Annotated in this window: 17 protein-coding genes and 2 pseudogenes; 13 read left to right on the top strand and 6 right to left on the bottom strand. The window is 29.9% G+C overall.

Annotation, left to right across the window (positions count from 1 at the left end):
• Window positions 1-238: 238 nt before the first annotated feature.
• From KPL55_RS20375 to KPL55_RS20365, 3 genes are read right to left on the bottom strand one after another with little or no spacing between them, the layout of a single operon-like run.
• Entirely contained in the window at window positions 239-1,285 is a 1,047-nt protein-coding gene (locus tag KPL55_RS20375; protein ID WP_216308593.1) for a Ger(x)C family spore germination protein, read from the bottom strand.
• Window positions 1,278-2,366, bottom strand: a complete 1,089-nt coding sequence (locus KPL55_RS20370; RefSeq protein WP_216308592.1) for a GerAB/ArcD/ProY family transporter — start codon at window positions 2,364-2,366, stop codon at window positions 1,278-1,280. The genes KPL55_RS20375 and KPL55_RS20370 overlap by 8 nt, the downstream gene beginning before the upstream one ends.
• Entirely contained in the window at window positions 2,359-3,837 is a 1,479-nt protein-coding gene (locus KPL55_RS20365) for a spore germination protein (RefSeq protein ID WP_216308591.1), read from the bottom strand. Before KPL55_RS20365 ends, KPL55_RS20370 begins: the two co-directional genes overlap by 8 nt.
• A gap of 217 nt (window positions 3,838-4,054) precedes the next feature.
• On the opposite strand from KPL55_RS20365, the pseudogene KPL55_RS20360 reads away from it, so the two are divergent.
• Window positions 4,055-4,294 (top strand): annotated as a pseudogene (locus tag KPL55_RS20360) (DUF3231 family protein); the annotation flags it as partial.
• Window positions 4,295-4,594: 300 nt separating this feature from the next.
• On the opposite strand, the pseudogene KPL55_RS20355 reads toward KPL55_RS20360, so the two are convergent.
• Window positions 4,595-4,963: pseudogene (locus KPL55_RS20355) on the bottom strand (response regulator); the annotation flags it as partial.
• A 127-nt stretch (window positions 4,964-5,090) separates the two neighbouring features.
• Window positions 5,091-5,903, bottom strand: coding sequence for a sporulation transcription factor Spo0A (gene spo0A / locus KPL55_RS20350; RefSeq protein WP_216308588.1), 813 nt, complete (start codon window positions 5,901-5,903; stop codon window positions 5,091-5,093).
• Between the two features lie 166 nt (window positions 5,904-6,069).
• Here spo0A and KPL55_RS20345 point away from each other — a divergent pair, with 166 nt between their 5' ends.
• The 5 genes from KPL55_RS20345 to KPL55_RS20325 all read left to right on the top strand — a co-directional run bounded on the left by KPL55_RS20345 (window position 6,070) and on the right by KPL55_RS20325 (window position 10,285).
• Window positions 6,070-6,258 (top strand): alpha/beta-type small acid-soluble spore protein, encoded by a 189-nt coding sequence (locus KPL55_RS20345; protein WP_216308587.1) that lies wholly within the window; start codon window positions 6,070-6,072, stop codon window positions 6,256-6,258.
• 156 nt (window positions 6,259-6,414) lie between these two features.
• A complete protein-coding gene (locus tag KPL55_RS20340) occupies window positions 6,415-6,666 on the top strand; it encodes a hypothetical protein (protein ID WP_216308586.1) in 252 nt (83 codons plus the stop codon).
• 253 nt (window positions 6,667-6,919) lie between these two features.
• Window positions 6,920-7,102 carry a hypothetical protein gene (locus KPL55_RS20335; RefSeq protein WP_216308585.1) on the top strand — a complete coding sequence of 61 codons (183 nt, stop codon included), beginning with the start codon at window positions 6,920-6,922 and terminating at the stop codon, window positions 7,100-7,102.
• 2,227 nt (window positions 7,103-9,329) lie between these two features.
• Entirely contained in the window at window positions 9,330-9,836 is a 507-nt protein-coding gene (locus tag KPL55_RS20330; protein WP_216308584.1) for a hypothetical protein, read from the top strand.
• 143 nt (window positions 9,837-9,979) lie between these two features.
• Window positions 9,980-10,285 carry a helix-turn-helix domain-containing protein gene (locus KPL55_RS20325; protein ID WP_216308583.1) on the top strand — a complete coding sequence of 102 codons (306 nt, stop codon included), beginning with the start codon at window positions 9,980-9,982 and terminating at the stop codon, window positions 10,283-10,285.
• 16 nt (window positions 10,286-10,301) lie between these two features.
• On the opposite strand, the gene KPL55_RS20320 is transcribed toward KPL55_RS20325, so the two are convergent.
• A complete protein-coding gene (locus KPL55_RS20320; RefSeq protein WP_216308582.1) occupies window positions 10,302-11,174 on the bottom strand; it encodes an AraC family transcriptional regulator in 873 nt (290 codons plus the stop codon).
• Window positions 11,175-11,385: 211 nt separating this feature from the next.
• On the opposite strand from KPL55_RS20320, the gene KPL55_RS20315 reads away from it, so the two are divergent.
• The 7 genes from KPL55_RS20315 to KPL55_RS20285 all read left to right on the top strand — a co-directional run bounded on the left by KPL55_RS20315 (window position 11,386) and on the right by KPL55_RS20285 (window position 21,345).
• The gene (locus KPL55_RS20315) at window positions 11,386-13,140 is read left to right on the top strand and encodes an ABC transporter ATP-binding protein (protein WP_216308594.1); all 1,755 of its coding nucleotides are present in this window, start codon (window positions 11,386-11,388) and stop codon (window positions 13,138-13,140) included.
• A 2-nt stretch (window positions 13,141-13,142) separates the two neighbouring features.
• A complete protein-coding gene (locus KPL55_RS20310) occupies window positions 13,143-14,927 on the top strand; it encodes an ABC transporter ATP-binding protein (protein WP_216308581.1) in 1,785 nt (594 codons plus the stop codon).
• A 311-nt stretch (window positions 14,928-15,238) separates the two neighbouring features.
• The gene (locus KPL55_RS20305) at window positions 15,239-16,720 is read left to right on the top strand and encodes a sensor histidine kinase (RefSeq protein ID WP_216308580.1); all 1,482 of its coding nucleotides are present in this window, start codon (window positions 15,239-15,241) and stop codon (window positions 16,718-16,720) included.
• Window positions 16,717-18,240, top strand: coding sequence for a response regulator (locus KPL55_RS26625; RefSeq protein ID WP_216308579.1), 1,524 nt, complete (start codon window positions 16,717-16,719; stop codon window positions 18,238-18,240). The genes KPL55_RS20305 and KPL55_RS26625 overlap by 4 nt, the downstream gene beginning before the upstream one ends.
• Window positions 18,241-18,408: 168 nt before the next feature.
• A complete protein-coding gene (locus KPL55_RS20295; protein WP_216308578.1) occupies window positions 18,409-19,458 on the top strand; it encodes a TRAP transporter substrate-binding protein in 1,050 nt (349 codons plus the stop codon).
• 92 nt (window positions 19,459-19,550) lie between these two features.
• Window positions 19,551-20,054, top strand: coding sequence for a TRAP transporter small permease (locus KPL55_RS20290; protein ID WP_216308577.1), 504 nt, complete (start codon window positions 19,551-19,553; stop codon window positions 20,052-20,054).
• Entirely contained in the window at window positions 20,044-21,345 is a 1,302-nt protein-coding gene (locus KPL55_RS20285) for a TRAP transporter large permease (RefSeq protein WP_216308576.1), read from the top strand. Before KPL55_RS20290 ends, KPL55_RS20285 begins: the two co-directional genes overlap by 11 nt.
• Window positions 21,346-21,386: the final 41 nt, after the last annotated feature.

The following is a 21,386-nucleotide window of genomic DNA, read 5'->3' as shown; positions in this document are numbered from 1 at the left end:
TTTTTTTACCATCATTCGTGTTTCGAAATGGTCTATTTGCTGAGCCTAAAATTAATGTAAATAACTAAAATAAATTTAAATTAAATAGTTGACTTTAACTAGCTGGTCTTTTTATATATAAACTAAAATATTATTTATAATGTTTCATTAATTATTGTATATCTCCATATTCAATTAAATTAAATTTAACATGGACATTTATTGTTGATCCCTTATATGCTTTATGCCAATCTACTTTTTAAAAGTAGCTGTTATTCTTTGCCCTTATCATATCGCCTATACCTATAGGATCACTTTTTATTTTTTGCATATAATCAATCAATTTTTGACAGTCTTGTTGTATTTGCTGCTGTACATGATCATTTAATTTTTTTACTTCTTTTTCATCATTTAAATTATCCCATTTATATTCATCTGCATATCCAGAAAAATCTAAATAAATATCTACTATAGGTTTATTATTTTTAATGGAAATGCTTATTTTTTTACTATTTTGACTAAGTTGAATAGCTGCGCTTTGTTTTTCAGAATAAGTTTCATCAATTCCAGAGGGTATACCAGCATTGTAAGTAAAGTTTTTATTTTTTAGAGTTTTCATCATTGCCATTAAAAGTCCATTTTCTTGTGCATTTATTGTACCAACCATATTTTTATCCGAAAATAAGGCTGACCCTTCAACCTCAACAGATTTGTCAACAACCTTTATTAGTGGAGCTATGTTATCAATGCCTGGAGCCACACTTATTAAGTCATAACTAAAAATTCTTGATTCATTGGTACTTCCAGTTTTAACCGCACGTTCAAGAAGATCACTTATATAAAAGGCTTGTCTAGGCTTATCAATAAAATTATCTTTTGCTTGGTGCATTAAACTTCTAGGGCTCCCATCAACAACCACAACCCAGGCAAGGATTGCATCTGAAGGATCCCTCTCAAATATTGAATTAACATCATGTATACGACCTTGACCAGCAAATTCTTTAGAGAATAAAACAAGCTGAATTTTGCCTGCAAGCATATTTTTTGCTGACCTTCTATTTACATTGTCCCTAGCTATCCTTGTTAAATTAGACTGAATATCAAATAACTCTGTTTTAGCTGCAGCAATATCTTCGTCAACTACCGGCATAGCATAGGTAAGGTTTAAATTTCCTTGGGCAGCCGGTTCTATGCCTACAATGGTCATAAACCCTGTTTTTTCTACAAGTACTTGATCCCAGCAACCACAAAATGTAAAGGGAATGATAATTAATAATATAGTTAATTTAATTAACTTTTTATACAAATGGCTTCACTCCCCTTTTTCTTATGAAGGAAAACAAGTAACATACAACTAAAAATATTGAAAATGCGGTACCTGATACCAACATAACCTTACTGTACTTATCAATTTGCGAGAGACTTTTGGGTATATTACTTAGAAATATTGTTATTGCTGTAAACATAAATAAATATATACCTTTTTTCTTTAGATTTAGTAATTTATTTATACTATAATATGTTACACAAAAGTATCCTCTAGTAGTCATAGCCATTACTGGTATCCACATAGCTATAAATAGTATATCCATTCTCTCAATTATGGGTGCTCTATATGATCTTGCCAGTGTAAATGTTGGATACAAACTTTTTTTTAGAAATTCCTCGCCAAAGAAAGACGTGACAACAAGAACAAGAAGGATACAAAATATAGTGGTAATTAAATTTGCACTTATAGCATATTTCATAGCCTTTTTTTTGTTTGTTATCTCTGGATATATAATTGAAATTACTTCATACCCTAGGAATGCAAACACGCAGGGACTAAAACTATCTTTTATACATTTTATACCTCCTTGACCAATGGGCATTAAAAAGCTAAATCTTAAATCTTTAAATACAAGGAAAAATAAAATACAGGCAAAACTTATAGAAAGATATATCGAAAGTGAAAATCTGGCTACATATTTTATTCCGTACCAGGATAAGTAGTAGGTAGGTATTATAATAAAAATACATAATACTAATGACGGAGTTGATCTTAATAGATGTACATGTACTACATTTGTATAACTTCTTAAAATTAAGCATGTGCTGTACCATAAATATAAAACTATAAGTAAATTTAAAAATCCAGCTAAGTACTTCCCATATAGCAACTTATTTATTTCGTATATTGATTTATTGTTATATCTATTCATAAGCTTTATAATTATTGAAATCACAGCAGTTATTGTTGTGCCATATATAAGTATTGAAATCCAACCATCATGGCCACAAGTTCTGGCTAAATCAGCAGGCATGGTTAGAGCTCCTACACCTATTTGAATCGATACAATAAATTCAATTAATTGACCAGGTGTAATCTGATTTTGCTTACTATCCATTTTTGTTACCTCTTTCTTTATCCTTAGGTTTGGCTATATCAGGCCTTTTCTTTAAATATTTGATTGGCGCCCTAATATATGTATCTTTTAAATCACCAACCTTAAAAGGTGCTATAGGCTGAAAATAAGGTTCTCCCAGAGAATCTAATACTAATAAGTGCGCTACTAATGTCACCATTGGAATTACTACTCCCAAAATACCAAATATTGCTGCGCATATCATAACTATATATTTAACGAGTCTAATAGAAATCCCCAAATCATAAGTAGGCATAGTAAACCCGGCGATGGCAGAAGCTGCAATTATTATTACCATTAGATCACTTGCAACGCCTGCTTGTATAGCGGTTTGCCCTATTACAAGGCCTCCAACTATACTTACAGAGGCTGTGATAAAAGATGGAAGTCTAATCGAAGCTTCCCTTACAGTCTCTATCATAAATTCTATCAAAAATGCTTCTATAACAGGAGGGAATGGTACCTTTGTTCTGGATTGTGCAAGTGAGACTAGTAAAGGTAATGGTATCATGTAATAATGATAACTAAGTAACGCAATATATATTCCTGGAAGAAATAATGCTATTAATAATCCTACCGTTCGAAGCAAACGTAGGTAACTTGCTCCTACCCAATGAGTTGAATAATCTTCTGGCGCTTGAGTAAATGCGTGAAAAGTTACCGGTGCTATCATTACAAATGAAGTTTCTTGAAGCATTATTACAAATTTTCCTTCAAGTAATCCCGCTATGGCTTTGTCCGGTCTTTCTGTTGCTAGGAATTGAGGAAAAATAGAATTTGGATGGTCTGCAATAATTTGTTCTAAATATCCAATTGCTATTAAACTGTCGGTATCAATTTGATTGATTTTGTCAGAAATAATTTGTAGCAAGTTAGGGTTAGCAAGATTTTCAAGGTACGCTACAGAAATTGTTTGATGTGACATGCTGCCAATAGTAAAATCCTTAAATTTTAGATTGGGAGTTTTTAATTTTCGTCGTATAGTAGCTATATTAGTTGCCATGTCCTCAATAAAACCATCATGGTCTCCTCTTATACTTTTTTCTCCATCTGGCTCTTTTATGTCTCTTTTTTCATATTTTTTTAATGTACATGAAATTCCACAATTTAAGCCCTCACCTATAAATACTGTATTTCCAGCCATTATATCTAGTATTAAGCTGTCAATTACTAAAGGAAATGTTAATCCTGCTACAGGAAGTTTATATGGTATAGCTTTAATGTCATCAGGATCTAATTTTTCTAAATCAAGTAAAGGCATCATAAAATCCCTTTGAAAAAGGTCGATATCACACAATCCTTGAATAAAAAAGAAGCAACCTTTTTTTCCTGTCTTTAAAATAACCTTTCGTCTTATAATATCAGGACAATCTTTTAATGTTCCATCAATTATAGAAAAATTCTTTTCATAATCATTATATAGTTTAACATTTTCATTATTGTCTTTAATCAATTTACATCACCAATATATTTTATAATTACTAATATAGTTTATTATATAAACTATATATTTAACATTCAACAAAGGAGCTTTTGTAAAAAAATATACCAATTTTCTATAAGTTCTTATGATTTATATTAAATGGAAGATATTAAATGTATTATAAATATGCTATTGAATTATCTTTTGATAATAAATATCATTAAGTAACCATTAAACTGATTCTACAGTTTCACCTTATTCAGAAAAGCTAATGATGTTTAAGATTGTTGCATTAGGTACCATTTCAATAGCGAATGATGGTATGGCAGTGGCAGAGGCATTAAGAACTGATATTCAAACGAAGTTCCTGCGAATTACACCTGAAGTTATGAAATTTATAAAAGACGGTGCGGATATTATGATTGAAAATGAATGGTTCGAACAGCCACCACAAGCTATAGAACATAAGAATTTGGCGGTAATTTAAGTACCCACCAAACATTTATGAAGTAAATATTTTTTTAAATACACTCATTAAATTTTCTTTCTCGATACTCCAATTCATTAGTAACCTGCATTATTATTCTTATAGTGAATAACTGTGGAACATGTTTAATGAGTATTGCATAAAATATATTATAGCGTACATAAAAGTAAGCGATAGTTAATAGCCATTCTCCTAAAGAGGGTGGCTATTTTTTTAAATTTTTATAGTATAGCATCAATTTTTTTATGATATTGTACTTACAATCTTTGTATACGGCGGTTTTTCTACATCACACATGCATTGCCTTATTCTATTCATAAAGGTTACCAGCTCAAAAGGCTTTACAATATAATAATCTGCTCCTAGTAATAGCGCTCTTTGAATTATTTTTTCTAAACCAATTGATGATAGAACTATTACATGAGGAATTGGATTTAGGTTCATTTTATTTAGCCGCTCTAAAACTCCCAACCCATCAAGAAGAGGCATAATTATATCAAGTATTATTAAATCAGGTTTCTTTTCTTTAACCAAGTTTAATGCTTCTACTCCATTTTCTGCAATGCCAGTAACAATCATATCCTTTTGATTCGATATATACTCATTAAGAATATTACAAAATTCTTTGTTGTTATCAACTATTAGTATGTTTATTTTAGACTTATCCATAGCTGTAATCTCCTCTACATATTTTTAACCATTATATGTAAATTATACAAAGCATTATAAAATCCTCTTATTCAAAAAATATAGTTAAAAATGTTGCTGAAACAAATTTTTTACTCAATATAACTAACTAACTAACCCTATTTTCTAATCTTAACTTGTCAGTAACCATTGCTATAAATTCTGAATTACTAGGCTTGCCATTTTTATTTTTACTAGAATAACCAAAAATTTTATCAATAGTATCTACTTGACCTCTACTCCATGCAACCTCGATTGCATGTCTTATTCCTCTTTCTACTTTACTAGCAGTAGTATTGAATTTTTCACCTATTAATGGATATAATTCTTTTGTTACTGCTGATAATAGTTCATTATCATTTAGCACCTCATTTATTGATTCCCTTAAATACATATAACCTTTTATATGAGCAGGCACTCCAATCTCATGCATAATATTCGTTATTTGAGCAATCATATCAACTGATTTACTATTATTTATTTTGACTTCATGATTATCGAAACTAGTAATTGGTTTCTTCTCATCACCACTACATATAGTACAATTTAACATCTGTCTTATTCTTCTAATAAATACTTCCATGTTAAAAGGTTTTAGAACATAATAATCTGCTCCTAGCGATATAGCTCTTCGAGTTATCTTTTCATGACCAACTGCTGATAAAACTATTATACGTGGCCTAGAATCTAGCTCCATTTCATTTAGCCTTTCTAGAACCTCCAAACCATCAAGAATAGGCATAATTATATCAAGTACTATTAGATCAGGTTTTTCTTTTTCAATTAACTTTAGTGCTTCTACTCCATTCTCTGCGATACCAGTTACAACAATATCCGTTTGCATTAATAGATAATCCTTAAGAATATTACAAAAATCTTTATTGTCATCAGCAATGATTACTTTTGCTTTTGATTCTTCCATACTGTTTTTGATAAAAAATTACTTATATACGTTTAACATAATACTTCTTTTTTATTTTATTATATTAAAATATCCATAAACTACTACGAATACTGTTTATAACTATGTACATAATAATATCAAATGAAATTATATTAAAATATTAATTAAAAAGGAGGCAATTTATATGACAAGAAGTAGAGTATTAGTTCCAGAGGCTAAGGCTGGATTAAACAAATTTAAAATGGAAGCTGCTAAAGAAGTAGGCGTAAATTTAAAAGAAGGTTACAATGGAGATTTAACTTCAAGAGAGAATGGCTCTGTAGGCGGACAAATGGTAAAAAAAGTGGTTGAGGCTTACGAAAAGAATTTATAATAAAAAATAAGAGTGAAAGAATAGACCCTAGCAAATTTGCTAGGGTCTATTCTTTCACTCTTATTTTTTATTTTGTCATAGATAGAAAGCGAAAACGATTGCTATATTCCAAGATATGTAATATAATAAATTTAATTCTATATTTCCTATAGAATTTTGAGAAGAAGAGGTAGGTGTTTATATATCTCAATAAAACATAAAATTAACAAAAAATCTCCTACTAATATTAAAAATTTAGTTGAAATGGCAGGAGATAAAACTAGATTGAGAGAAAGATTTAAAGTAGCTCCTGTAATAAAAAAATGGGATTGGGAAAAATCACCGGGTATAGTAACAAAGTCAGATCTACAGGATTTATTGTTTAATAAGGGTAACCCTAAGGGCAACTTAATTAAAGTCCCCCTTTAATTAAATATAAATATATAAAATGAAAAAGAATTAGTGTTAATTTATTTAACTAGTTCTTTTTCATTTTTTTAGGTGCATGCCAAATTAAAAGGACCTAAAAAACAAAATATAGCTAACACGATTTATTATGTGAAAAATAAATTGCAGAAATAAAGGTATAAAACCACAAGAAATAATAGAAACTAATAAAGATATAAGTTTGTCTGATAAATTAATATATTGAATGTGTAAGATAGAGGAGGAACTATTTATTATGAATACAATTTATGAAATTAAACTTGAAATATATAAAAATAATCTATTATCTGAATTAGGAGTTGAATTATACAAATTAAATAATAATGATATTGAATGTTTAGATGATGCAATATTATATAGCAATGAAGGAAATCGACTTGAAAATTTATTAAAAGAAGAACATGGGATTGAATGTTAATGCGATATATCGCTTAACATGCTTTTCACTTCAAGACCGTGTGTAACCATTTGAATCCGTAATCCATTATCAGTATAATATATTACACATTCATTTCCAATGTATGTTATTCTATCATAATAGTAACATTTATCGAATTGACGTTAAGAACTTTAAGAGCACTAGATAAAAACAAAATAATAAAGCAAACGCAATTAATATATGAACAAAGCCATTTAAAAAATTTAAAACATAAAGAGGTTTTAGATAATATTAATTGTAAGATTTAGAAAGACATCCGAAAGGGTGTTTTTTACTGTCAAAGGTTAGTAATGAAGTTAGAAGGTTTAAAAAAATAGCAATTACTAGCGAATTGATGATATTATATAGATTAATATTAAAAACAGAACAAGATTTACTAGCAATAAAACAAAAAACATAGCTCTCTCTCGTCAAAAAGAATATGTTTTTTATTTTGTAATAATATTATATAATTTTACGCTAGTATAGTATAATAATTCTATTATGTTCTTATTGGGGAAATTTATACTGTATAAAGTTACAAATAATGCATAAAAGTAGTCTACGCGGAAATTATACGCTAAGGATTAAAACTAATCAAAATAGCGATTTAAATATACTCTAACCTTGTAACTAGCATGTGCAGAAACATGTCACCAAGTAAGTTTATTAGTAGTAAATAAAACGTTAAGCAGACTCATACAATTACTTTGAGTTATTTACTTTATATGTTTACTCATTAAATGGCTTTAAACTGTATCGCAAGCGGTTAAACTAATAAAGGTTATATTGTAGGGGTAATATATTTGAGGCTCTTTCAATGATTTTAATTCTTCTTTAATGGTACTTAACTATTGGGCATGAAGTTTAATACCTTTTATAAATTATCATTGTTTTAAAACACTCACACTCCCTATGGCATGTATATTTAATTTTCTATTTCTTTTATATATAGCAACATAAATTATATATTTTATTGTGACAATCACCAAGAGTAATAAATGGGGCTGTATGTTATGATAAATATATAGTAATTGATAATTGATTTTTTTAATTAGAGCCCCCTTTAATTAAATATAAATCTAATGTAGCCTATAAAATAGACACTTTTGAAAAGTCTACTTTATAGGCTATATTATTTTTACAGGACTTAGTATCACATCGGAGATCACATCTTTACGCTAGTACATTCAAGATAACGTTTATTATGTTGTATGCCCCTTCTACACATGCTATTATTATTTAAATAAATTAAAAGGTGTCTAATTGAGAATATATACACCTTTTATGCATGATTTTACAATTTGTTTGAATCTTATTGTGGTGGTATAGAGTATATAAGGACTCTAATTGACTTAGGGAGAATTTTGTACAAATGTCTAGCTACAATTAAATTTAAGTAATATTCCATTTTATTTGCGAATTTAATTATATTAGTATAAATACTAAACCCAGAACACATTTAATGACTATTAATGAATAAATTCGACATATTTCTCGCAAGTGTGTTATGCTAACTCATAAGGAATCTTTTAACGGATATGAAACCGCTTAATACTTACAAATTTTAATTTTTGTCCCTTTTAAATTAAAATTTGTAAATAGTAGGAGTCGTTGGCTTAAGAAAAAGAAAGAGTTATTAATAAAAATAAACACTTGTGTAGCAATCAATTGATACACAAATGTTCCCTAGTTACGGTTTTATCATTGGGAAGAACATTGTTACAAAAGGTATCACTGATTGGAAGTAAAGTACATGATATAGATTATAATTCAAAGATAAAAAGGAGTGTGAAATATATGCTAGCATTAATTGGCGGCGTGGTTGTCATAATTGTAATACTTAAAATCCTCCATATTTTTTAGTTTCTATTTTATCCATCAACAAAAAATGGAAGGTATGATCTAATTAAATTACTACCTATGGAAATTATAATTTCACGACATTAACTTTAATATATAAAAATAATAAAATAAATATAAAAGTAACATTATTGATGAGAAATCAGAAGATTCGATAGATATGAAAAATAAATAGTAAAAAAATAAAGGAATTAGCATTTTATAGCTAATTCCTTTATTTTTTTTATGATTCTATTTAATTTAAGTGGTAGTAAATTAAAAGAAAATATAGAAATTGATATCATTAACGACGATAATAAAAAAAATTAAAGCATGCTTCTAAATATTTATCAGAGGAGTGCTTACAAAATATTTTGTAGGAAATGTGTTTTTTCACGATACAGATCAGCAAACAATAGCTATTATATTAAATTCAGAAATAAATGATACAGAAGTTTTTTATAGTGAAATAGAAAATATAGTATCGGAAGTAAAAAGGGAACTTGTAGAAACTATTAATTTAAAAGTTGATGCTTCTGGAGGAGAGCCATATTCAAATCCTTTGGAGCTTTGGCATTCTTTTGAACAAGCTGGACATGCTTTAGACAATATAGATAATAAATATTCGATTGTTTGGTCTCATAATGTTGAAGTAGAAAGTGAAAATTATTATTATCCACTAGATCTTGAGCAAAAGTTATTGAATCATACAAAAGTAGGAGATAAAGTTCAAGTACAAAAACTTTTAGACTTCATCTATCATGAAAATTTTGAGGCCAGAAGCTTAAATTCATGCAGAAACTATGATGTTGTAAAAGAACTAAAAAGTACACTTAGGAAAACATTGCCTGATTTCCAAGATGTTGAAAATATAAACGATAATAAGTTATAAAAAGTACTAACGATATTAATGATATTTTAAGAGCAGTAAATTCTGACAACTCTTATGATGTTAATTTTAAATTAGTGACGAATGCCTATTATTGTTTATGCGATTTAATATTAATACAAAAAGGTAATTCTAATTTAATTTTAATGAATAGAATAAAAAGATATATTGAATCAAATTATATGGATAGTAATTTATGCCTTTATAAAGTATCTTCAGAATTTAATTTAAGTGAAGGCTATTTTTCTCACCTTTTTAAAGAGCAAACAGATATAAATTTTACAGATTACCTAGAAAAGATAAGACTTAATAACGCAAATATTCTTTTAAAAGGTCAAAGGTTAAGCATCAATGAAATCGCGCAAAAGGTTGGGTATAATAGTGCACAGTCATTTAGGAGGGCGTTTAAAAGATTATATGGTGTGAGTCCAACTGATGTGAGAAAGAATTAAATCCTTAGATTTTAATCTAGGGATTTAATTTTATAAGTTGGCTACTATTTGATTTATGTTTTAACTTAGACGGAGGACAACCATAATATTTTTTGAAAAGTTTGCTAAAGTGATATACATCAGGATAACCAACAGATAAAGCAATTTTTTTTATTGATTGATCTCCACTCTCTAATGATTCTTTAGCTTTTGATAATCTAAGTTTTATTAAGTAGTTTATAGGTGAATTACCTGTGCTTTCTTTAAAAAGTTTAGAAATATAAGCAGGGCTAAGATACATATTTTGCGATATTACATCTAAAGAAAGATTGTGCATAAAATTTTCGTTTATAAATTCTATAACCGTATTAACTATTGTAGTATTATCATAACTTTCGAGATTTAATATCCCTTTACGTTTTAGAGTAGTACTTTCAAAAGTTGCGTTAAAGAGAAGTGATAGAAGTTTAAGACCTAGAGCTTTTAGAGACAACTTTAGGGCAGGTTGGTTTTTGCTCTGCTCCGAGATAACGTCTGAGCAAAATCTAAGAAGTTCATTTTCATAATTTATTACATTAATAATTGGTGATACATGATCTTCAAGAAAATGATTAGGCAAAAGCCCTTTTATGTGAAGGTTTTCATAGCCAACGTGGAATTCATGGATTTCACTACCATTAGGGAGAACTTTTCCATGGTACAAGTGAGGGTTTAAAACAAGTAAATCTCCTTTTTTAACAATATGTGGAACACCACTGATATTGTAGGTACATGTGCCTGATAGAACATATATAATGGACAGAAAATCGTGGCAATGATAGGTTACGTCACTTCCATCATTGAATTTTTTTATGAAGGTATATAACATTTTTGGGTTGAAATCATCTAAATCGATTTTTAAATTACACATAATCTACCCCTGTAAAATTATTCTATAATACAAACTAATTATAAGTCTTTACTTATAATTAATCAAACTATTATAAATGCCTATTTTATCTAAATAAGAAACTTTTTTATTCATAAATATAAGAATAAACATTGTATTAGAGTGAAAACTACATTTTATTATTTAGGTATATACATGATAATAGTATAGAGAAAAAAATTATGGGGTGGTAATTATGGCATTTAGATGGGTATGGAAGTATGCAACAAAATACAAGGGTAAGATAATAGTAGGGTTTATATTAGTAATTATATGTTCGGCTATGAACATGGTAGCACCATATTTGTCTGGAACAATTGTAGATAAAGTTATTATGGGAAAACAGAGGAATATATTGTTTCCAATGTTGGCGTTTATCTCAGCAGTAATATTGCTTAGGTCTATATTGAGATATACTTTTTTAATATTATTAGAAAAGATGTCCCAGAATTCTATATTCGATATTAGAAACGATATTTATAGTAATCTTCAGAAATTAGATTTTGATTTTTTCGATAAAACTAGTACTGGAGATATAATGAATAAAATGACAGGGGATATTGATGCAGTTAGACACTTTCTTGCATGGGTAGGGTATAACGTTATAGAGAACTCATTTATATTTTTATTTGGTATAGGAATTATGTTTTCAATAAATTATAAGCTTACATTGATTTTACTTTTGTTTACACCGCCAATAGCATATTTTGCAAGAAAGCTGGCAATAGAAGTAAAACCAACATTTTTCAATGTAAGGCAGCAGTTTTCAAGGCTTAACTCTGTAGCACAGGAAAACATAAGTGGTAATAGGGTAGTAAAAGCTTTTGCTAAGGAAGAATTCGAAATTAAAAAATTCGGGAAAGAAAATGCTGAATTTAGAAAAAGAAACATCGATTCTGCAAAAGTATGGGGAAAGTACCTTCCAATTATAGATTCTTTGTCTATAAGTCTTAATATAGTACTTATTCTAGTAGGTGGCATTATGGTAATTAACAAAAGTATTACAATAGGTGATTTAGTTACCTTTAATGCCTTAATATTTACAATTAATAATCCAATGAGAATGGCTGGTTGGTTAATTAATGATATACAAAGATTTTCGGCATCTGGTGAAAAGATAATGGAACTTATGAATACTCAGCCTAAAATTAAAAATTCAAAACATCAAGTTCAAGAAGACAGGATAAAGGGTAATATAGAGTTTAAAAATGTAAACTTTAATTATGGGGATGAAGCAGTACTTGAGGATATAAATCTGAAAGTAAGTCCAGGTCAAACTATTGCAATTATAGGACATACGGGTTCAGGTAAATCTACTTTTGTAAGTTTACTTTGTAGGTTTTATGAATGTACAGAAGGAGAAATATTTGTTGATGGTTATGATATAAAAGATTTTAATTTGAGAAGATTACGCAAAAACATAGCAGTAGCTATGCAAGATATATTCCTATTCTCTGATACTATCGAAGGAAACATAGCCTATGGGTTACCCACAGCATCTATGGATGAAGTAAGATGGGCAGCAAGTATTGCAGGTGCAGATGATTTCATAAACAAAATGGAAGAGGGTTATGATACCATTGTTGGAGAACGAGGAGTGGGATTATCTGGTGGACAAAAGCAAAGAATTTCGCTTGCTAGAGCTCTACTAAAAAACCCATCCATAATTATACTTGATGACACTACTTCAAGCCTTGATATACAAACTGAGAATAATATAAGGCATTCACTGGACAAATATTTTAAAGATAAAACTACATTCATTATTGCACATAGAATATCTTCAGTAAAAAATGCAGATATGATATTAGTACTTAATAATGGAAGAATTGTAGAAAGAGGAACTCATAGCGAATTGCTCACCAAGAGAGGCGAGTATTATAATGTGTATATAAATCAGTTTGGAAATTTTGATGATCGAAAAGGAAAAGGAAAGGAGGTAGTTTAAAAATGGCTAGAAATAAATATGATGTAGACGAAAAATTAGAATCAGAATTTAATATGCAGCACGTTAAAAGACTTATGAAATATGTTACTCCATATAAGAAGAAAATGGGTATAACTATAGTGATTATGCTAATAGCATCAGTTGCAAACCTTATTGGACCGTATCTTATTAAGGTAGCACTGGATAGTAAGATACCTAATAAAGATATAACAGGACTTGTAATATTAAGTTTAATATATTTTGTAACGGTTATTATAAATGGACTTTGTTTAAATATTAAAATAAAATTTATGACGGATATGGGACAGAGTGCAATTCTAAATATAAGAAAAGATTTATTTAATCATTTGCAAGAACTTCCATTTAGTTATTATGACAGTAGGCCACATGGTAAGATATTAGTAAGGGTAGTTAATTATGTGAATTCTTTAAGTGATCTTTTATCAAATGGTATCATTAATTTAATTACTGACAGTTTTACTTTGTTTGTTATTATTGGTTTTATGTTTTTAATAGATGTTAGACTTACACTTATTGGTCTTATTGGACTTCCAGTGCTTGCAGGAGCTGCTTTTGCAATTAAAACAATGCAAAGAAAAGCATTTCAAGTTCTAAGTAGTAAATCGTCAAATTTAAATGCATATATTCATGAAAGTATATGTGGTATGAAGGTTACTCAATCTTTTTCTAGAGAAAAAGAAAACTTAAAAATATTTGATGAACTCAGTGATAATTATAGGAAATCTTGGATGCATGCCATTAAGATTCAATTTTTAATGGGACCTTTTGTTGATAATATTGGTAATTTAGTAGTGGTAGCAGTATATATTTTGGGAGTGGCTTGGATTGCAAGTGGCGATATTACAATAGGTGTACTTATTGCTTTCATAGCATATGTGGGAAGGTTCTGGGGACCAATAAATAATATTGCAAACACTTATAATTCAATTATAAATAATATGGCTTATTTGGAAAGAATATTTGAGACTATGGATGAAAAGCCTAACGTTAAAGATTTACCAGAAGCTATTGAAATGCCTGAAATAAAAGGCAAGGTTGAATTTGAGAATGTTAATTTCTGTTATGATGATGGGCATAGAATATTAAGTAATGTAAGTTTTATTGCGAGGCAAGGAGAGTCTATTGCACTAGTGGGCCCAACTGGCGCGGGGAAAACAACTATAATTAATCTTATAAGTAGGTTTTATGACCTGGAAAGTGGAGCGGTGCTTGTAGATGGAATTAGCGTTCGTGATGTGAAACTTAACTCATTAAGAAGGCAGATGGGTGTAATGCTTCAGGATTCATTTATATTCTCAGGAACTATAATGGACAATATAAGGTATGGCAAGCTTGATGCAACGGATGAACAGGTTATGACTGCTTCAAAGGCAGTTAGAGCCCATGATTTTATAGTTACATTAAGTGAAGGATACAATACTCAGGTACATGAAAGAGGTTCAAGACTTTCAGCTGGCCAAAGGCAGTTAATATCTTTTGCAAGAGCTTTACTAGCAGATCCAAAGATTTTAATATTAGATGAAGCAACTTCAAGTATAGATACAAAAACAGAAATGCTTTTACAAAAGGGGCTTGAAGAACTTTTAAAAGGAAGAACTTCTTTTATAATAGCCCATAGGCTTTCTACCATAAAAAATTCAGATAGAATAATGTATATTAATCATGGGTCAATAGTTGAATCTGGAAGTCATGATAAACTCATGGAAGTCAAAGGTGAATATTATGAGCTTTATATGAGTCAATACAGGATGCTTGAAGCTATATAAAAATAGTGTTTGTTTTTTAAATTGGAGATCAAAACCCACAACGTAACTTTTTATAGTTAACTGTGGGTTTTAATTTTTTCCTACTTATGTATTAATTATTTAATGGTTCAATAAAATTTATTAAGATAAGCAAATGAATAATAATCTCTAGTTCCTTCATGTTAGTTTAAAACAGGCTATGTTTCGGTTATAGACACAATTATGGAACTCTCATACAATAAAGGTTAAGAAGAGTTTATTTAAAAAATAAGGATTTAGTCCTCTTTAATATTTAAAAGGAAAAGGATATTATAATAAAGGAGTTTAAACATATGCATACAAAAATAAAATCTACCAAAAGTTTTATAATGTTATGGATATTAATGCTAATGTTGTTTACTGGTTCAGTTTCAATGGGTGCAATTCAAGAAAAAAGAATTATTAAAGAGTATGATAAATTTATGGAACAAGGTGCAAAACTGTCGCGTTTAACTATTTTATTTCAAAATATTTCTCAACAACTTGAAAATTATTACATTTTCAATAATGATGATGGATTAAAACGATATGAGGAGTATGCAAGTGAAGTTTCACAGATGATGGCAAAAATTGATAATGAAAACGATATTGATAGTAGAGATTACCTCTTCTATCTTCGAACCACAAAAAACATGATTGATAATATTAATCATTTAATAAAAGAGGATGTTGACAGTAATGTTTTTGATACCTTTTATAATTCGCAGATAGGTATTAAAAGTCAATGTGTAGCTATTATTTTTCAGTCGGAGAAACTATCTCTTGCTTATCTTACATATAGTGGATTACATTATAAAGAAGTCCTTGAGAATTTTAAAAATATTATTCGAGTGCGCAATTATTCTTTGTTTACTGCCTTCATTGTAATTAGCATTTGGATTTTTCGCCGTGGTGGTGATATGCTTAAAAATATGAATAAGGTCTCAAAGAATGCACTTGTATTAGCAAAGGGAGACTGGTATGCACCTGATATAGAAGAAAGCAACTACTATGAAATCAATAATGTAATTGTAGCTTTTAACACAATGAAACTTAATATTAAAAATGATATTAAGGTACTCGCAGAAAAATCAGAAATCGAACGTAATTATATATTAGAAAAACTCCATAATGCAGAAAAAGATAAAATTATTAAAGAAACGAAGCTATTAGCACTTCAAATGGAGATAAATCCACATTTTTTATTTAATACGTTAAATACAATTAGTCGTACAGCACTGCTTCAAGATTCCCAGGCGACAATAACACTAGTAGAAGCTATTTCTAACATTATGAGATATAGTTTGCGAAGTGAAGCAGCATCGGCAAACCTTGGAGACGAAATAGGAGCCCTTGAATCGTATATTCAAATACAACGATTACGCTTTAGAACGAAACTAAGTTTTAAACTTGAAGTAGACCCGTTACTTAAATTAGAACAAATTTTCATACCGCCATTAATTTTGCAGCCTATAGTTGAAAACTCTATAATGCATGGTATGGCAAGCGTAACAAGTGGAGGACGAATTAAAATAAGGGTATACGGTAATAATAAAGGATCAGTATTTATATGTATTGAAGATAATGGTCGCGGAATTGATGAAGTTATCTTAAAATACATACGTGAAGGCAAACCAATTCCTAAAAGTCGACAATCAAAGTCTATAGGAATTGAAAATGTGTTACAGCGCATGGAGTATTTCTTCGGACGAAAGGGATTAATTTCTTTTGAAAGACTTTTAAGCCAAGGAACAATGGTAATTATTGAAATTCCACTGAAAGGAAGTGAAATGTGATTAAAATAGCAATTGTAGAAGATGAATTTTTTGAACGGGAGGCAATTAAATTACTGATCAGCAGAGCTGATATACCTATTAAATTGGTCTATGAGACAGATAACGGTGCTGACGCAGTTTTGCTATATAAAACTCATAAACCGGATCTCATATTTATGGACATTGAAATGCCGATTCTTTCAGGACTAGAGGCAGCTAAAAAAATTCGAGAAATAGACAAAAATGTTGATATAGTTATGCTAACTGCATACAATGAATTTACTTATGCTCAACAAGCAATAAAAGCAGGTGTACTAGACTATTTATTAAAGCCTTATAATACACAAAAACTATATGAAGTAATACAACGTTCTTATGATAAGCTTGCCACAAAGCAAATCGAGATGGAAAAGAACGATGAGAATAATAAAATGTTATTTGATGTAAATAAGTATTTTAAAAAAGAAATATTATGTTATATGGTAGTTGGTCTATTTCTTGATGATTGGTCCTATGATTTTTATAATGAATATTTTTGTGTGAATGATAATGTTTTGCGATGTATTTTGTTTAGAATAAGTAAGGAGCTAATAATTACTGAAAAGAAGCGGATAGAAATCCAATGTAAAATGGAGAGTGAATTTCCTGGAGTCATGTGTAATGTATTAGAGCATGATATTGTATGTATTAAGGTAGAAGGTCGATCTAAGCGATATAAAGAATATAAAATACCAGAAAGTGTGCTTGACATGTTACCAAATATTAAAGCTAAAAATATTCAGAGTTACTGTGAAAGTACTAATGATATTAGAGAACTGCCGATGGTATATCAAAGGCTAAAAGAAAAAATGAACTCTGCTGAACTTAAGCTAGGGCTTCAAAGTAAAAATGTTATGGATATTTATATATTAGAAAGTGAGCTTAATGAATGCGTTCTAAAAAACCAACGTGAACAACTACATCAGATTCTAATAAATTTAACTGATACGGTAGATAAAATGAATAAAGAATATGTTGTGCGCAATAGAGCATATTTCAGTTATCTTTGGAGGGGGATTGATCGTTACATATTCCAGTTGACAGGTCGTCGTAAAAGCATACAAGAAAAAAACGCCATTGATTTTAAAATAGAAAAAGCTAAAACAGCTCTTGAAATGGCTAATATTATTGAACAGTTTATATTTATATATATAAATGAACTAGAAATTGATAAAATAGATAGTACCTCAAGAGTAATTGAACATGTGAAGGAATATGTGAAAGCTAATTTAGCAAATGATATTTCATTAGAAAGTGTTGCTGAAGAGGTGGGATACTCTAGCTTTCACTTAAGCAAGATTTTTAAAAAAACAGAAGGCATAAATTTTAAAGACTTTGTTATAAAAAATAAAATGGAAAAGGCTAAGTTGCTGTTTAGGCAAGGTAACCTAAATGTATCTGAAGTTTGCAAAGAAGTAGGATACCCAAATGCCAGTTATTTTAGCAAAGTATTTCGTGAATACTATGGAGTTTTACCTAAGGAGTATAGTAGAAGAGGTTAAATACAAAAAGATATTTGTGTAACTTTACAAATATCTTTTTGTATTTATATCTAGAAATAATAACAATTAAATTGTATAAATGACAAGTTTTAATCGTTTACATGAAAAAACAAGCATGATAAAATAATATCATAAGTTAGCACAAATAATTTTTAGGGGGAAAAAAGTATGAAATCTAGATTTAAAAAAATTTCTCATCTTTTATTAATTACAATGGTTTCAGTCCTACTACTAACAGCATGTGGTCAAAAGGAAAATGTCACAAGTAAAACAAAAGAAAGTGCTACGTCAACTGAATTTAAAAAAACAACCTTACGTTTTGGTTCAACAAGTGCAGAAGGAAGTGTAGTTGTAGAAACCATGAAGGACTTTGCAGATAGAGTATCAAAAAAAACAGATGGTAAGGTAGTTATTCAAATTTTTCCATCATCGCAACTTGGTGGCGTTAAAGAAATGACACAATCACTTCAATTAGGAGCACTTGATATGAGTATGACTCAACCTGCAAGTCTAGTCGATATGGGAGTAAAAGAAATGAGTGCTTTAGTATTACCTTATATTTTTAGAGATTTTGATCATCGTTGGAATGTACTAGCTGGTGAAGTTGGTAATTCTATGCTAGAAAAACTTAATAATAGTAAACTTAAGTTAAAAGGTATAGGATATTTTAAAGATGGTGCTAGAAGCTTCTTTACAAACGCAAAGAAACCAATTAGCAAGTTCGAAGATGTCAAAGGATTAAAAATCCGAGTTCAGCCTTATCAGATGGACAGTGACATGGTAAGTGCTCTTGGCGGTAACCCAACGCCTACAGCGAGTTCTGAGCTTTATTCAGCATTGCAATCAGGGGTTGTTGATGGTGCAGATCAACCGATTGCTGGTTATTATAGTGGTAAGTATTATGAAGTAGCTAAATCTCTTACATTAGACGAACATACTTATAATACATTAGTGGTACTTTTTTCACAGATTAGTTGGGATAAACTTGAACCACAAGCACAAAAAGTAATTATGGATAGCTGGAATGAAGCGGAAGAAAAAAGTAAAGCTAAAATCCTAAGTAATGAAGTAGAGGTACTTAAAAAAATAGAATCTGAAGGTGTAAAGATTATTAAACTTACTGACCGTGATAAATGGGTAGCAGCAATGAAGCCAGTTTATGACAAACATGGTGTTGGCTTTGAAGATTTAATCTCAAAAATTAAAGCAGTGAAATAAAGTAAAAAATGAAATCATGGAGTACCACTAATGCTAGGTTACAATAAGTGTAGGTACTCTTTGGTTAAAATTTTTATAAGGGGGTTAAGCTTGTGCAAGAGAATAATAAAAAAGCACTAATAATTAAATTAATGGATCATATAGATTCAATCGTCAATTTTTCATGTGTTGTATTTTTAACATTGCAAGTGATTTCAATTATCAGCATGGTTGTAGGGAGATATTTCTTTAATCATGTGCCAAAGGGAACAGAAGAATTCGCTTTATTTTGTATGGTGTGGTTTTCACTGCTGAGCATTTCGCTTTCCATTAGAGATGATTCACATATTAAGATGGAAATTATGGATGCGTTAGTTTCTCCAGATAAAATTAAATATTTTCAGTACTTTGCAGCAGTAGCAAATATTATCTTTTCCGTTTATATGATTTTCTATGGCATTGAACTAGTACAACTTACAGCTGCAACTAGTATGCCAACATTTAGAATATCAGAGGGATTTCTATATCTAGCAATTCCAGTTGCAGGTGTGTTTATGGCAATAGCGAGCGTAGGGTTAATAATTGAGAAGATGGGGGTGGAGCATAATGTCAGCTGAAGTAATTGGAATTATCATACTTATTGCAGCATTTTTGATACTTATGATTTTAAGAGTGGGTATCGGAATAGCTATGGGTGGGGCAACTATTATTACTATGCTATATTTAAATCTTCCTATTTCGGTTGTTTTCCAAGGTATGATTTCGGGAACTAATGTATTTACGTTTATGGCTGTTCCCTTTTTCATCCTAGCAGGTGAAATTATGAGTGGAGGTGGAATTTCTGCTCGTTTAATAGATTTTGCTTCAGCCTTAGTTGGTTGGGTTCATGGTGGGGCTGGAATGGTCAATGTTTTGGCATCTATGTTCTTTGGTGGTATTTCAGGATCAGCAGCTGCGGATACCGCATCACTTGGACCAATTGAGATTAAAATGATGACAGACCAAGGTTATGACAAAGACTTTTCAACGTGTCTTACAATGGCTAGCTCAATACAAGGTATGTTAATACCGCCAAGTCACAATATGGTTATTTATGCGGTTACAGCGGGGGGGGTATCAATAGGCGCATTGTTTCTTGCTGGACTCGTGCCTGGTGTCTTTCTTGGACTGGCACTGATGGTCTATAGCTATATAATTGCTCGCACCCGAAAATATCCCAAAAGTGATAAGTTTAGTATTAAGAGAGCTTTAAAAACTGGTTGGACAGCCATGTTTGGACTTATGACAATTGTTATAATTGTAGTTGGTGTAAGTGGTGGCGTTATGACAGCTACAGAATCAGCGGCAATTGCTGTGCTTTGGTCATTTATTGTATCAGTTTGGATTTATAAAGATATAACCATAAAAGAATACTATAAAATAGCAACAAGAACGGTTAAGACCCTATCCATTATTATGATTTTAATTTCGGTTGCTTATTCATTTGGTTGGGTTGTTACATTTTTAGGAATACCAAAAATGATTGCAAGTGGATTATTGGCCCTAACAAGCAATAAATTTGTTCTTCTATTTTTGTTAAACATTGTACTTCTATTACTTGGTATGTTTATGAGTATGAGTTCCATTATACTTATTTTAACACCTATTTTAGTTCCAGTGCTTACAACAATGAATATTAGTTTAGTTCACTTTGGAGTAGTACTTATATTAAATCTTGGTATGGGACTTTTGACACCTCCAGTAGGTGGCGTATTATATATTGGGTCGGCTATATCAGGTATTAAGGTTGGAAGACTAACAAAAGCGATGATTCCTTTTTATATAGTCATGTTTTCAGTTCTCTTAGTTATAACGTATGTTCCAGAGATATCAACTTTTTTACCAAATCTTTTAGCAGTTGGTAAATAAAGAAGTTAAAAAAGTTCTACATTAAGAAAGTTAATTTATGT

The sequence above is a fragment of the Clostridium lacusfryxellense genome, assembly GCF_018861735.1.
Classification (GTDB): domain Bacteria; phylum Bacillota; class Clostridia; order Clostridiales; family Clostridiaceae; genus Clostridium_AD; species Clostridium_AD lacusfryxellense.
This window is presented reverse-complemented; position numbering and strand designations above follow the sequence as displayed.

Coding starts and splice junctions, on each gene's coding strand:
- KPL55_RS20370 (WP_216308592.1), bottom strand. CDS start 2,366: ATGGATAGTAAGCAAAATCAGATTACACCTGGTCAATTAATTGAATTT.
- spo0A (WP_216308588.1), bottom strand. CDS start 5,903: ATGGAAGAATCAAAAGCAAAAGTAATCATTGCTGATGACAATAAAGAT.
- KPL55_RS20345 (WP_216308587.1), top strand. CDS start 6,070: ATGACAAGAAGTAGAGTATTAGTTCCAGAGGCTAAGGCTGGATTAAAC.
- KPL55_RS20335 (WP_216308585.1), top strand. CDS start 6,920: ATGAATACAATTTATGAAATTAAACTTGAAATATATAAAAATAATCTA.
- KPL55_RS20325 (WP_216308583.1), top strand. CDS start 9,980: ATGAATAGAATAAAAAGATATATTGAATCAAATTATATGGATAGTAAT.
- KPL55_RS20320 (WP_216308582.1), bottom strand. CDS start 11,174: ATGTGTAATTTAAAAATCGATTTAGATGATTTCAACCCAAAAATGTTA.
- KPL55_RS20310 (WP_216308581.1), top strand. CDS start 13,143: ATGGCTAGAAATAAATATGATGTAGACGAAAAATTAGAATCAGAATTT.
- KPL55_RS20305 (WP_216308580.1), top strand. CDS start 15,239: ATGCATACAAAAATAAAATCTACCAAAAGTTTTATAATGTTATGGATA.
- KPL55_RS20295 (WP_216308578.1), top strand. CDS start 18,409: ATGAAATCTAGATTTAAAAAAATTTCTCATCTTTTATTAATTACAATG.
- KPL55_RS20285 (WP_216308576.1), top strand. CDS start 20,044: ATGTCAGCTGAAGTAATTGGAATTATCATACTTATTGCAGCATTTTTG.